Raw genomic sequence first — 13,547 nt, 5'->3', positions numbered from 1 at the left:
GCCCACCTCAGGCGCCCGGGGGAGAACGCGTGGCAGTGTCCTCGAGCAACCCGTCCACATCCCGCACCTACGTTCTGGACACGTCCGTCCTGCTCGCCGACCCGGCGGCGCTGAGCCGCTTCGCCGAGCACGAGGTCGTCGTCCCGATCGTCGTCATCACGGAACTGGAGGCCAAGCGCCACCACCCCGAGCTCGGCTACTTCGCCCGGGAGGCCCTGCGCTTCCTCGATGACCTCAGAGTGCGGTACGGACGGCTGGATGAGCCCATGCCGATCGGCGACGGGACCATCCGGGTCGAGCTGAACCATAGTGATCCGTCCTGCCTCCCGGCCGGCTTCCGGCTGGGCGACAACGACACCCGCATCCTCACCGTCGCGCAGAACCTGGCGGCGGAGGGCAAGGACGTGGTGCTGGTGTCGAAGGACCTTCCGATGCGGGTCAAGGCGGCGTCCATCGGCCTCAGCGCGGAGGAGTACCGCGCCGGCATGGTGGTCGAGTCCGGCTGGACCGGGATGGCGGAGCTCCAGGTCACCACGGAGGAGATGGACGCGCTCTTCGAGTCCGGCACGGCCGACATCGACGAGGCACGCGACCTGCCGTGTCACACGGGCCTGCGGCTGTTGTCCAGCCGCGGCTCGGCGCTCGGCCGCGTCCTGCCGGACAAGTCGGTGCGGCTGGTCAGGGGCGATCGGGAGGTCTTCGGGCTGCACGGCCGTTCCGCCGAGCAGCGCATCGCGCTCGACCTGCTGATGGACCCCGACGTCGGCATCGTCTCCATGGGCGGCCGCGCGGGCACCGGCAAGTCCGCGCTCGCGCTGTGCGCGGGGCTGGAGGCGGTGCTGGAGCGCCGCCAGCACCGCAAGATCATCGTTTTCCGTCCGTTGTACGCCGTGGGCGGCCAGGAGCTCGGTTATCTGCCCGGCACCGAGAACGACAAGATGGGCCCGTGGGCCCAGGCGGTCTACGACACGCTCGGCGCGGTGACCTCCCCCGAGGTCATCGAGGAGGTCATCGACCGGGGCATGCTGGAGGTCCTGCCGCTGACCCACATCCGCGGCCGGTCCCTGCACGACGCGTTCGTGATCGTGGACGAGGCGCAGTCGCTGGAGCGCGGCGTGCTGCTGACGGTGCTGTCGCGCATCGGGGCCAACTCGCGGGTGGTGCTCACCCACGACATCGCCCAGCGCGACAACCTGCGGGTGGGCCGGCACGACGGCGTCGTCGCCGTGGTGGAGAAGCTCAAGGGCCACCCGCTGTTCGCCCACATCACGCTGACCAGGTCCGAGCGGTCGCCGATCGCCGCCCTGGTGACCGAGATGCTGGAGAACATCACGCTCTGACGGTTACGGAGGGAGATGGCCGTCCTTGGGGGCCAGATCCCAGAACTCCCGGCAGGTGTGGACCTTCAGGGGGCCGTTCCTGTCGGGAGTCGCGTGAGCGATCTCCACGGCCCAGATCTCCGGGCGCAGCCGCGCCGTACAGGTGATCTGGGCCATCGCGGTCCTGGTGATCTTCCAACCGCTCACGAACAGCCGTACGCGCAGGCTGAGGGTGTTGTCGGGGTCGTTGCGGCTGCCCGCGTCCGGGGTGTATCTGACGAGTTGCACCTGGGCCAGCGTGAGCCCGGTCAGCGCGGTGGACAGCCGGTTCGACGACCGCCCGCTGGCCGCGAACAGGGCGTCCAGCGCGTCGTTGACGTGCGGCGAGCGCGCCGCGACCCGGGTGGGCTGCAGCCGGCCGTTCCGCAGCAGATAGATCGTGACGAGGGTGGGGGTGCCGCTGATGACCGGCGCGGGGCCGGCGTCGACCACCCCGGTCGGCGTGACCCCGCAGGCCGTCGTCGTGAGCAGCCCCGCGAGCAGCACCGCGAGCAGGGCCGCGACCGCGCGCTTGATCCGTTCCCTGCTCACGGTTTCGGGATCCACACGCAGAAGAGGGTGCCGGGCTCGCGCCGCTCGGCCGTGATCGAGCCGCCGTGCAGTTCGGCGTTGGCCTTGGCGATGGCCAGGCCGAGGCCGCTGCCCGCGCTCCTGGCGCGGTCGGTGCCCACCTTGTAGAAGCGGTCGAAGACGTGGGGGAGGACGTCGTCGGGGATGCCGCCGCCGTGGTCGCGGACCGTCACCTCGAGCCCTCCGTGCCTCTCGCCGCCGACGGCCACCCGCGCGCCCACCACGACGGGAGGCGCGCCGTGGTTGAGCGCGTTGCCCACGAGGTTGGCCACGATCACGTCGAACCTCCGGACGTCCAGGGAGAACGTGAGCCCGACGGGCACGGTGAGCTTCACCCGGTCGGCCCAGCCCCGCACCTCCAGGCAGTCGGCCAGCGCGTCGCCCACGTCGACGGTCTCCCGGCGGAGCGTGGCGGCTCCCGCGTCGAACCTGCTGATCTCGATGAGGTGCTCGACCAGCACCCGCAGCCTGTTGATCTCGCGGACGACGATCCGCACGGCCTCCCCGGCGTCGGACGGCAGGTCGTCGGCGTCCTCCGACAGCATGTCCGTCACCGCGGTCATCGCGGTCAGCGGCGTGCGCAGCTCGTGGGAGACGTCCGCGACGAACCTCCGCGACATCGACTCCAGGGTCCGCAGTTCGGAGACCGTGCCCTCCAGCGCGGCCGCCGTCTCGTTGAAGGTCGCGGTCAGCTCCGCCAGCTCGTCCCTGCCCCGTACGGGGAGGCGGACCTGCAGCTCGCCGGCGCCGAGGGCGCGGGCGGCCGCGCCGAGCCGCCGTACGGGCAGCAGCACCCTCCGGGCCGACAGCAGGGCCAGGGTCAGCGCCAGGACGAGCGTGATGCCCCCGGCCTGCGCGAGGGCGGCCTTGAGGCGGGACAGCACGGCGTCCTCCCCCGACAGCGGCACGAAGACGTAGGTCGTCAGGCCCGTCGGGCGCAGCACGCCGTCGCGGGTGGCCCGCTGGATCTGCGTGGCGACGATCAGCCACGGATGGTCCCTGAGCAGCACCGTCTGGTGGACCAGCCGCCGGGCCGCCTGCCAGCGGAGCTGGTCGGGCACGTCGGTCATGGTGAACCTGGCCCCGGCGCTGGAGCGCCGGCGGTCGCCGTAGGTCACGATGACGGTCCGCTCCGGCGCCTCCAGCGCCTGCACCACGCCGCCGAGGTCCTCCTCGGTGATGGTGGCGTCGCTCGGCCAGACGACGTCGCCCGCGCCGATCGGCAGCGTGATCCTGGACAGCGTCTCGCGCACGTCGGCGATCGCCCCCCGCTCCGCGCGCTCCAGGAGCCCCCGGCGGATGATCTGGTATCCCAGGCCCGCGACCATGGCGGACGCGGTGACCGCCACCAGCAGGAAGGTGATCACCAGCCGTGCCCGCAACCCGGTGGGCACCCAGGTCATGGCGGGCTGAAGCGGTACCCGAAGCCGCGGACGGTGTGGATGTAGACGGGGTCGGCGGGCACCGGCTCGATCTTGGCGCGGATGCGCTGCACGCACGCGTCGACCAACCGGGAGTCGGCCACGTGCGTGTGGTCCCAGACGGCGCGCAGGAGGTAGCGGCGGTTGAGCACCTGGCCGGGGTGGCGGACCAGTTCGAGCAGCAGGCGCAGCTCGGTCGGGGTGAGGTGGATCTCCTTGCCCGCGAGGCTCACCTTGAGGGCGCCGCGGTCGATCACGAGGTCGCCGAAGGTGAGCCGGTCGGGCGAGGCCGATTCCAGGCGGCGAAGGATGGCGCGGATTCGGGCGTCGAGCACCCGCGGCTCGACCGGCTTGACGACGTAGTCGTCCGCGCCGGCCTCCAGCCCCACCACCACGTCGAGGTCGTCGCCCCTGGCGGTGAGCAGGATGATCGGCAGCGGGTCGAGCCTGCGGATGCGGCGGCACACCTCCACTCCGTCGATGCCCGGCAGCATGACGTCGAGGATCGCGATCTCCGGACGCCGGGAGCGCACGTGTTCGAGGGCCTCCTCGCCCGTGGCGTACGCGGTCACCGAGTGGCCCTGCCGGGTGAGCGCGAGCTCGAGTCCGGCACGGACCGAGGGGTCGTCTTCGACCAGGAGGATGCCTGCCACCCGGTCATTATGGTGCGGACCACCCAATTCCCCTATTTGTCACAGTCCTGTGACCTGGCGCGCATCCCGTTGTCAAGAAGTGGGAGCACGCTGGTTGCGGGAGCCGCGGCCCGTCCGCAGGACCGTCAAGTGTGACGAAAATCACATCGCACGGGAAAGTCCATGTGATCGGCGGTGGGGTCAAGACGTCACCAAACAGGTACCACGATTCGGTTGCGGAGCACCCCCCAACACAGGGCAAGCTCATAAGCCGTGAGCTCTGGTCAGCAGTTGAAGGATCGCCCCCGCGCCTCCCGGTCCCGGCGGGGAGGAGACGGCCGGTCCGGTTCAGGCTGGCTGAGCCCCAAGCGCATCGCCGTCCTCGCCGTCACCGTGGCCGTGGTCGCGGGCGGGGGGACCTGGCTGGTCCGCACCTCGATCGAGAACAGCAGCGCGCCCAAGAAGGAGCTGGCGCCGGACAGCTTCCTCGCCCTCGATCCGGACGCGCCCGACCCCGAGGCCGACATCCTCAAGGAGAACGCCGTCCAGGCGCTGCGCAAGGCCAGGCTGGAGAAGGCCCGCGACCGGAAGAGGGTCCTCGACCCGGTCGACATCGTGGAGAAGGCCCCCGGCGGCGGCGGTTTCACCCCCGCCGACTTCCCGCCCGGCTCCAGCCCCGACCCCGGCAGCAACAAGGCGCTCGGCAAGCAGATGGCCGAGGCGCGCGGCTGGGGCGGCGAGTGGGGCTGCCTGGAGAAGCTCTGGGACAAGGAAAGCCACTGGAACGAGCGGGCCATGAACCGCTACAGCGGCGCCTACGGCATTCCCCAGTCGCTGCCCGGCAGCAAGATGGCGAGCGCGGGCTCCGACTGGCAGACCAACCCCGCCACCCAGATCAAGTGGGGTCTCGGCTACATCGCCGGCCGCTACAAGACCCCCTGCGGCGCCTGGGCGCACTCCCAGTCCACCGGCTGGTACTGAGATCTCTCCGGTCCGCGAAACTCTGGTCAGGGTTTCTCGACCTTTCGGCAAGCCCGCGCGTACGGCGGGGGTCGCACTGCACCCTTGGCCTCATGGGTGTGAAGGTCAGCGTGGTTATGCCCGTGTCCAACCCCGGGCTGTCGGACGACGCCTTCGGCGCGTGTGTGCGTTCGGTGCTGGAGCAGTCGCTGCCGCCGGAAGAGTACGAGGTCATCTTCGCGGACGACGGGTCGACGGACGGGACCCGCAGGCGGCTCGACGCGATCGCCGGGCAGCGCGACAACGTGCGGGTCCTGCACCTCGACCACAGCGGCTCGCCCGCCCGCGGGCGCAACGTCGGCCTGTCGGTCGCGCGCGGCCAGTACGTCTACCTGCTCGGCCAGTACGACAGGCTGGAGCCGCACGCCCTGGAGCGGATGTACGACAGGGCGGTGGAGACCGACGCCGACGTGCTGGTCGGCAGGCTCGCCGACAGGAATCCGCCGCCGGCCGCCTTCGCCCGTGACCGTGACCGGGCCGACGTGCTGCGCGATCACCTCCTCGCGCTGCCGACGGCGCACAAGCTGTTCAGCCGCGACTTCCTGGAGACCTGCCAGCTCCGCTTCGCCGACCGGCCGTTGTCCGAGCAGGTCTTCGTGACCAGGGCGTACCTGACCGCGAAGGTGATCGCCGTACTGGCCGGCCAGATCTGCTGCCACCTGGGCCCGGCACCGCGGGGGACGGCCGAGGAGGAGGTGCCGGACGCGGAGGCGCTCTTCGACGGCCTCAACGCGATCTTCGACGTGGTGGACGCCCACACCGAGCCGGGTCCGCAGCGGGAACGCATCCACGCCCACTGGTATCGGACGCTCGGGCTGCGTCGCCTGTCGGGCGCGCGGTTCCTCGCCGCCGGGCCGGACGAGCGGATGGTCCTTTTCTCCTTCCTGCGCCGCTTCACTCTCGACCGCTTTCCCGCCGCGCTCGACGTCCACCTGCCCGCGCATCTGCGCGCCCGTACGGCACTGCTGCGCCAGGACCGGCTCGACGCGCTGATCGCCCTCGCCGAGGCGTCCCGGGGCACCAGGCTCAGCGCCGAGCTGCGCGAGCTGCGCTGGGACCAGGGCGTGCTGTCGCTCGATCTGAGCGTGGAGATCCTGCGGGCGGGCGGCGGCCCGCTGTGGCTGCGGCAGCGGGACGACCGGCTCCTGTGGACCCCGCCGCCCGGGGTCGACGGCCTGCTCGACGGCCTGCTCGACGACGAGGGCGCCGACGTGACCGACGCGGTGCGCCGGGCCCGCGTGGAGGTCTGCGTGCGCCACGCGGAGACCGGAGTGGTCCACTCCCTGCCGGTCACCTGCTCGGTTGGGCGGGCCGGCCTCGGAAACCAGGTACGCGTCTGGGTGACGGGGCAGGCCCGGCTCGACGCCGGTGCGGCGGCTCTCGGACGGCCGCTGCCCGCCGGGCTGTGGGAGATCCATGTGCGCATGCGGGGCGTGCAGGCGGGCCGCACCCGGGTGGCCCGTCCCGCCCTGCCGATGAGCTGCGCGGGCGCGCTCGCCGGTGAGCCGAGGCGGCTCGTCGTGCCGTGCTGGTCGGAGCGGGGCGAGCTGGGCGTCTGCGTGGAGCCGAAGTCGTTCCCCGAGTCGATCGCGCTGGTCTCGTCCCGGGCCACGGTGGCCAGGCAGGAGGGGCACGTCTTCGTCGTCGTGCCCGTGCCGTACGTGCCGCCGAGCGGCGGGCCGCCCACCGAGCTGGTGCTGCGCGAGCAGGACGGACGCGGGCGCAGCATGGTCGTGCCCGCGCTGGTCGAGCCGGGCATCCCCGGCCGGGTGGCCGGGCAGCTCGTCGCGCGGGTGCCGGTGAGCCGGATCGGCGGGGACGACTGCCTCGGTCCGGGGGCCTGGCGGCCCGCGCTGCGCGTCGAGCAGAAGGACGTGGATCTGCTGTTCGGGCTGGCGGTGCGCCGCGGCGGGCAGGTGTCCGTCCTGCCCGCCGCGGTTTCGCCGCAGGCCCCCTCGCTGCTGCGGCGCATCGCCGTCCGGCTGCGGGGGACGCTCACCCCTCGCCACTCCTCGCTCACGCCGTGATCATGTAAACGACAGGATCACGCGGCGGGGGTGGGGAGGTGGGCGAGCAGGGCGGCGCGGAACTCCTCGGGCCTGTCGATCTGCGGCCCGTGGCCGGCGCCCTCGATGACCACCTCACGGTAGGCGCCGTAGCGCTCCAGGGCGGCCCGCGTCTGGGTCACCATGGGCTGGGCGGGCGTGCCGTCCCAGCCGGGCACGGCGCCGATCGCGCCCAGGTGAGCGAGGTCGAACAGCGAGCCGTCCGAGACGATCACGTCCTGGTCGCCCCTGATCCACAGGATGGGCGGCTTCGGGTCGATCTCGTGCAGGTCGTCGATCCTGAAGTTGGTCGGCGCGATCGTGTTGAGCACGCCGCGCTTGCCCGGGGCGACGTTCGGCCAGGCGTCCGAGGGCAGGGAGTCGCCCGGGTAGTGGTCGTCGCCGATCCGGGTGGACAGCATCGACTCCACGTACGCGTCCTCCTCCTCGCCCAGGTCCGTGCCGGGGGCGACGTACGTGGCGCGCAGCACGTTCCGGGGCGAGACGGGCGAGTCGGCCGATCGGTCGCCCGCCCGCAGAGCCGCCACGAAGTCGGGATTGGCCGCGCCGCCGCCGGAGCCGACGCCGTCGGGGCTCGTGAGCACCCCGTCCGGGCCGACGGTGCCGCCGAAGCCGTACGGCGAGACGGGGTTGACCAGCGTCGCGGTCAGGACCGCCGTGGGCCTGTCACGCATGGCCTGCATGACCACCCCGCCGCCGAGGCTCCAGCCCACCAGGTGCGCCGGGCCCAGCACGTCGAGCAGGGCCAGCACGTCGTCGGAGTAGTCGCGCACACCCCGGCTCGCGTCCACCGGTTCGGGGTCGGAGTCGCCGAAGCCGCGCAGGTCGACGGCGTACGGCCGGAAGCCCGCCGCGGCGACCGCGGTCATCGTCGGGCGCCAGAACGCGCTGGAGGAGACGTTGCCGTGCACGAACAGCACCGGATCACCCGACGAGCCGGGCACCGACAGGACGTTGAGGGTCAGGCGGGGCGTGCCGACGCGCTCGGCCGATATGGGCAGGGTCATGGTGTTGCTCCCAGTGTGCAGGTGTTTTCGAGGTCGCCCGTGGCCGGGCGAGGCAGGGTGGCGCTCGGAGGCGGTGGCGTGCCCCTGCCGAGCCACGTCTCCAGCGCGGTGAACGCGCTGCGGAAGCAGGGCAGCAAGGGCCGCAGGCGGTCGGGGAAGGCCGGGTAGAGGCTGTCGACGTGGGTGCCGTCCTCGACGCGGTAGTAGCGCAGCAGCCGGTCGCGGTGCCGGTCGGCGATCATCCTGGCGTATACGTCGGAATCCTCGCGGATCGGCAGCAACGCGTCCAGAGTGCCGTGGACGATGACCAGCGGCCGCTTGATCTTCCCGGTGAGACTCACCCGTGCCATCGCCTGCTTCACGGATGCGGGCCTGGAGGCGTAGTCGTAATCGGTGTCGCAGCCGGGCGTGCCGGAGGCGCAGAACGGCGTGCCCGCCTCGGTGTCGCCGTCGTAGGCCGGGTCGAACTCCTCACGGAAGACGCGCTGGGTGAAGTCCCAGTAGTACTGGTAGTGGAACGGCCACAGGAAGTCGGACTCGGGGGCGAAGCCCGCCGCCGCGACCCCCGCCGCGTCGCCCTTCGCGTACGCGCGCAGCGCCTTCGGCAGGAACGTCAGCAGGTTGGGTCCTTCGGCGGTGAACAGCGTGCCCTCCCAGTCGACGCCGCCGTCGAACAGGTCGGGGCGGTTCTCGAGCTGCCAGCGGACCAGGTAGCCGCCGTTCGACTGGCCGGCCGCGATCGTCGTGCGGGCCGGCCTGCCGTACCGCTGCCGGACGACGGCCTTGGCGGCGGCCGCGAGCTCGCTCACCCGGTGGTTCCACTCGGCCACCGCGTCTCCGGGACGTACGCCGTCCCGGTAGAAGTCGACGCCGGTGTTGCCCTTGTCGGTCGCGGCGTACGCGTAGCCCTTGGCCAGCGCCCAGTCGGAGATCGTGAAGTCGTTGGCGTACGTCTCCCGGTTGCCGGGCGACCCGGCGACGACCAGGCCGCCGTTCCACCGTTCGGGCAGGCGGACGACGAACTGGGAGTCGTGGTTCCAGCCGTGGTTGGTGTCGCCGGTGGAGGCGTCGGGGAAGTAGCCGTCGATCTGCACGCCCGGCACGCCGCTCGGGTTGACGGCGCCGGGGGAGCTGAGACCCGACCAGTCCGACTGGTCGGTGTGCCCGGAGGCCGACGTGCCCTTCGTGGTGAGGTCGCCGAGGCAGGCGATCACCTGCTTCTCCGCTCCCGGGACTCGCACCTGCGGGCAGGCGGCGGCCTGGGCGGGGAGCGCCGCGGCCAGGGGGAGGGCCACCGCCAGGGCGGCCAGGACACCGAAACGCCTGCGCATCAGGCCTCCTTCACGATCGCGGCGGTGCGGGCGGCGCCCGGGGCCGGTTCGACGGCGGACAGGTCGCGGTCGCGGGTCTCCCTGGAGGCGATCACCGCGATCATCGTGAGGATCGCCGCCGCCACCACGTAGACGGAGACCGGCACGCTCGAGCCGTACGCGTCGAGCAGGGCGACCGCGATCAGCGGGGCGACGCCGCCGGCCGCGATCGAGGCGAGCTGGTAGCCGATCGAGACGCCCGAGTAACGCATGCGAGTGGCGAACAGCTCGGAGAAGAACGCCGCCTGCGGGCCGTACATCGCGCCGTGCAGCAGCAGGCCGACCGTCACGGCCACGGTGACCAGGGCGAAGTTCCTGGTGTCGATCAGCGGGAAGAACGCGAAGGCCCACAGGCCGACGCCCGCCGCGCCGAGAAGGTAGACCGGCCTGCGGCCGAGCCGGTCCGACAGCGCGCCCCACAGCGGGATCGTGACGAAGTGGACCGCCGAGCCGATCAGCACGGCGTTGAGCACGGTGCCCTTGGGCAGACCCGCGGCCGTCGTGCCGTACACGAGGACGAACGCGGTGATCACGTAGTAGGAGACGTTCTCGCCCATCCGGGCGCCCATCGCCACCAGGACATCGCGCCAGTGGTGGCGCAGGACGCCCACGATGGGGGTCTTCGGCGCGGGATCCCGCCGCTCCAACGCCTCCTGGAACACCGGCGACTCGGCGACCGTCAGCCTGATCCACAGGCCGATCAGCACGAGCACGCCGGACAACAGGAACGCGATCCGCCAGCCCCAGGCGAGGAACGCGTCGTCGGGCTGCACCGCGGCCAGCAGCGCCAGCACACCGGTGGCGATCAGGTTGCCACCGGGAGCGCCGGCCTGCGGCCAGGACGCCCAGAACCCGCGGTTGCGGGGGTCGCCGTGCTCGGAGACCAGCAGCACCGCGCCACCCCACTCGCCGCCGAGCGCGAAACCCTGCACCAGGCGGAGCGCGGTCAGCAGCAGGGGCGCGCCGGCGCCGAGGGCGGCGTACGTCGGCAGGAGGCCGATCAGGAACGTCGATCCGCCCATCATGAGCAGGCTGATGACGAGCAGTCGCTTGCGGCCGAGCCGGTCGCCGTAGTGGCCGAAGACCAGCCCGCCGAGGGGCCGGGCGACGAAGCCGACGGCGTAGGTGAGGAACGCCAGCAGGGTGCCCGTCAGCTCGTCCTCGGTGGGGAAGAACAGCTTGTTGAAGACCAGGGCGGCGGCCGAGCCGTACAGGAAGAAGTCGTACCACTCGATCGTGGTGCCGATCAGGCTGGCCCCGACGACCTTGCCGATCCGGGCAGGTGGGGTGTTTGCCATGGGAACTCCTCCGATGGGGGGTTCCGCCACGGTATGCAGTGACCGAGGTCACTCCTATGGGGCGTCGCCACACACCTCAGGCGTCCGGCATGTGGGTGCGCAGCCGGTGCAGCCGCAGGGCGAGCTGGATCTCCAGGGCGCGCTCGGGCTCCTGCCAGTCCGCGCCGAGCAGCTGCCCCACCCGGTCGAGCCGCTGGGTCACCGTGTTGACGTGGATGTGCAGGGCCTCGGCCGTACGCGACAGCGAGCCGCCGGTGCCGAAATAGGCGATCAGCGTCTTGACCAGGGCGGTTCCCCGGCGCGCGTCGTAGTCGAGCACCGGCCCGAGCGCGCCGGACAGGAAGCCGGACACCTCGCGCCGCTCGCCCACCAGCAGGCCGACGAAGCCCAGCTCCTCGGCGCTCGCGCCGTCGCCCGTACGGCCGAGCGCGACCAGCGCCCCGGCGCAGCGCCGGGCCTCGGCGTAGGCGGCGGCGACCGCCGTCACCGGCCCCGAGGCCGGCGCGGCCCCGGCCGTCGCCGGGCGGCCCAGCGAGGCGCTCAGCTCGGCCGCGACGCGGCGGGCCAGCGCGCCGGGCCGCTCGCCGGGCAGCAGCAGGACGACCTCGTCGCCCCGGGCGGTGGCCAGGCCGTGCGCCAGCGTCGCCTGCGACGAGGCCCAGAAGGCGGCCCGCTCCCGCTGTCCGTCGTGCCGGGCCACGACCAGCACGTGCGGCGCGTCGAGGTCGACGCCGAGACGGCGGGCCCGGTCGTGCAGCCCGCGCAGCTCGGGGCGGGAGACCAGGTCGTCGAGCAGCTCGCCGCGCACCCGCCCCTCCGCCTCGGCGACGCTGCGGCGAAACAGCAGCAGCAGCGCGGTGACGATCGCGGCCCGCTCCAGGATCCGCTGGTCGGTGTCGGACACCGGGCGGTCGGTCCGCAGGACCAGCGTGCACAGCGGCGCCGCCCCGACGTCCACCGACGCGACGTACGCGTCGCCTCGCTTGACCGTGCGGCCGAGGGCCCGCGAGGACCGGGCGGCGTCGAACACGCCCGCGTCCAGGTCGCCGGACTCGCCCACGAGGGGGCGGCCCTCGTCGTCGAGCACGGTCAGGCGGCCGCCCAGCACCTCGGTGACGACCGCCGCGACGTCCTCCACCCCGCCTCCGCGCAGCACGAGGCCGGTCATCCGGTCGTGCGCGTCCGCGGCCCGCTCGATCGACTCGCTGTGCGCCCTGATCAGCGTGTTGGCCTCGCTCAGCTCGGCCAGCGCCGCCCGGGTCTCCTGCAGCAGCCGGGCGGTGTCGATGGCGACCGCGGCGTGCGCTGCCAGCGAGCACAGCAGCGCCACCTCCTCCTGCGCGAACGGCCTGGCGCCGCGGTTGGCCGCGAACAGCACGCCGATGACCTGCGTGCCGAGCCGCAGCGGCACCCCGAGGATCGCCACCAGGCCCTCCTCGTGGACGGCCACGTCGATCGTGTTCGTGTGCCGGAACCTCGGGTCGGCGAAGTAGTCCGCCGTGTTGTACGGCGTGCCGCTCTGCGCCACCAGCCCGCCCAGCCCGGCGCCCATCGGCAGCCGCAGCCGCCGGAAGCTGGCCGAGATCGACCCGTCGGTCACCCGCATGTAGGTGTCGCCGCGCTCGGGGTCGTTCAGCGTCATGTACGCGATGTCGGTCGCGAGCAGCTGCCTGGCCCGGTGCACGATGGCCTCCAGCACCGCGTCGAGGTCGCGTAGCCCGGCCAGGTCGCTCGCGGTGTCGAACAGCGCCGACAGCTCCGCCTCCCGCCTGGCCCGCCGGCGCAGCACGGCCCGCACCCGCAGCGCGGCGACCTTGGCCCGCTCCAGCTCCTCCAGGGTCGCGGAGTCGGCTCCCGCCGCCCTGGCCTGCAGGATCGGGCCCTCGAACTCGACCGCCGACGCCTCACGGGCGAGCAGGTCGAGGTAGGCGTACGCGCTGTTCTGGTCCGGAGCGGTCGGGGTCAGCGCGCGCTCCATCCTCCGTCGACGGGGATCGAGGCGCCGGTGACGAACGATCCCTGGGGCCCGCACAGGTAGGCGACCATCTCGGCCACCTCGTCCGGCTCGATCAGCCGCTTGATCGCCGCGGGGGCGAGCATGATCTGCTCGACGACCTCGTCCTCGCTGATGCCGTGCGTCCGCGCCTGGTCGGCGATCTGGTTCTCCACCAGCGGCGTGCGCACGTACGCCGGGTTGACGCAGTTGGAGGTGACCCCGTGCGGCGCCCCTTCGAGGGCGATCACCTTCGACAGGCCTTCGAGCGCGTGCTTCGCCGTCACGTAGGCCGACTTGAACGGCGAGGCGCGCAGGCCGTGCACCGAGGAGATGTTGACGATCCGGCCCCAGCCGCGCTCGTACATGCCGGGCAGCACGGCCCGCACGAGCAGGAACGGCGCCTCGACCATCACCCGCATGATCGCGCTGAAGATCTCGGGCGGGAACTCCTCGATCGGGGCCACGTGCTGGAAGCCCGCGTTGTTCACCACGATGTCGGCGTGCAGGCGGGTGTCCGGCGAGGGCGGGAGCTGGCCGCGCCAGGCCACCAGGAACTCCGGATCGGACAGGTCGACGGCCACCGGCGTGCCGCCGATCTCGGCGGCCACCTTGCCCGCGGCCTCGGCGTTGACGTCGGCGACGACGACGTGCGCGCCCTCGGCGGCAAGCCGCCGGGCGCACGCCCGGCCGATGCCGCTCCCCGCGCCGGTGACGAGTGCGGTACGCCCTTCAAGGCTCATGCTGTCTCATGATAGGAACCGGGCCCTTCCGGGCACATGGCGACCGGC

11 protein-coding genes are annotated in these 13,547 nt (G+C 72.6%); 3 read left to right on the top strand and 8 right to left on the bottom strand.

Translation table 11 applies throughout. The annotated features are described in order from the left end of the window. Positions 1–29: 29 nt before the first annotated feature. Complete coding sequence (locus tag ACQPZZ_RS35255; protein ID WP_432926242.1) at positions 30–1,340, top strand: PhoH family protein; 1,311 nt, start codon at positions 30–32, stop codon at positions 1,338–1,340. Between the two features lie 3 nt (positions 1,341–1,343). Here ACQPZZ_RS35255 and ACQPZZ_RS35250 read toward each other — a convergent pair whose 3' ends face one another. The 3 genes from ACQPZZ_RS35250 to ACQPZZ_RS35240 are packed head-to-tail and all read right to left on the bottom strand — an operon-like array spanning position 1,344 to position 4,023. Then, entirely contained in the window at positions 1,344–1,910 is a 567-nt protein-coding gene (locus ACQPZZ_RS35250; protein WP_432926240.1) for a hypothetical protein, read from the bottom strand. Next, a complete protein-coding gene (locus ACQPZZ_RS35245) occupies positions 1,907–3,352 on the bottom strand; it encodes a sensor histidine kinase (RefSeq protein WP_432926238.1) in 1,446 nt (481 codons plus the stop codon). Before ACQPZZ_RS35245 ends, ACQPZZ_RS35250 begins: the two co-directional genes overlap by 4 nt. Then, positions 3,349–4,023, bottom strand: a complete 675-nt coding sequence (locus ACQPZZ_RS35240) for a response regulator transcription factor (protein ID WP_363644718.1) — start codon at positions 4,021–4,023, stop codon at positions 3,349–3,351. The genes ACQPZZ_RS35245 and ACQPZZ_RS35240 overlap by 4 nt, the downstream gene beginning before the upstream one ends. A gap of 252 nt (positions 4,024–4,275) precedes the next feature. Between ACQPZZ_RS35240 and ACQPZZ_RS35235 the strand changes: the two genes are divergently transcribed. Further along, positions 4,276–4,983 (top strand): lytic transglycosylase domain-containing protein, encoded by a 708-nt coding sequence (locus tag ACQPZZ_RS35235; RefSeq protein ID WP_432926235.1) that lies wholly within the window; start codon positions 4,276–4,278, stop codon positions 4,981–4,983. Positions 4,984–5,075: 92 nt separating this feature from the next. Beyond that, the gene (locus ACQPZZ_RS35230; protein WP_432926233.1) at positions 5,076–7,049 is read left to right on the top strand and encodes a glycosyltransferase family 2 protein; all 1,974 of its coding nucleotides are present in this window, start codon (positions 5,076–5,078) and stop codon (positions 7,047–7,049) included. Between the two features lie 17 nt (positions 7,050–7,066). Here ACQPZZ_RS35230 and ACQPZZ_RS35225 read toward each other — a convergent pair whose 3' ends face one another. The 5 genes from ACQPZZ_RS35225 to ACQPZZ_RS35205 form a co-directional block, all read right to left on the bottom strand. Then, positions 7,067–8,095 carry an alpha/beta fold hydrolase gene (locus tag ACQPZZ_RS35225; protein ID WP_432926231.1) on the bottom strand — a complete coding sequence of 343 codons (1,029 nt, stop codon included), beginning with the start codon at positions 8,093–8,095 and terminating at the stop codon, positions 7,067–7,069. Beyond that, entirely contained in the window at positions 8,092–9,426 is a 1,335-nt protein-coding gene (locus tag ACQPZZ_RS35220; protein ID WP_432926229.1) for a 3-hydroxybutyrate oligomer hydrolase family protein, read from the bottom strand. The genes ACQPZZ_RS35225 and ACQPZZ_RS35220 overlap by 4 nt, the downstream gene beginning before the upstream one ends. After that, positions 9,426–10,763: an MFS transporter gene (locus ACQPZZ_RS35215; protein ID WP_432926227.1), complete on the bottom strand. Its 1,338-nt coding sequence runs from the start codon at positions 10,761–10,763 to the stop codon at positions 9,426–9,428. Before ACQPZZ_RS35215 ends, ACQPZZ_RS35220 begins: the two co-directional genes overlap by 1 nt. Positions 10,764–10,839: 76 nt before the next feature. Then, entirely contained in the window at positions 10,840–12,741 is a 1,902-nt protein-coding gene (locus ACQPZZ_RS35210; protein WP_432926225.1) for a helix-turn-helix domain-containing protein, read from the bottom strand. After that, on the bottom strand, positions 12,726–13,499 hold the full coding sequence (locus tag ACQPZZ_RS35205; RefSeq protein WP_432926223.1) for a 3-hydroxybutyrate dehydrogenase: 774 nt from the start codon (positions 13,497–13,499) through the stop codon (positions 12,726–12,728). The genes ACQPZZ_RS35210 and ACQPZZ_RS35205 overlap by 16 nt, the downstream gene beginning before the upstream one ends. Between the last annotated feature and the right edge of the window lie 48 nt (positions 13,500–13,547).

Origin of the sequence: Microbispora sp. CA-135349, assembly GCF_050947365.1 — a bacterium.
Taxonomy (GTDB): Bacteria; Actinomycetota; Actinomycetes; order Streptosporangiales; family Streptosporangiaceae; genus Microbispora.
This window is presented reverse-complemented; position numbering and strand designations above follow the sequence as displayed.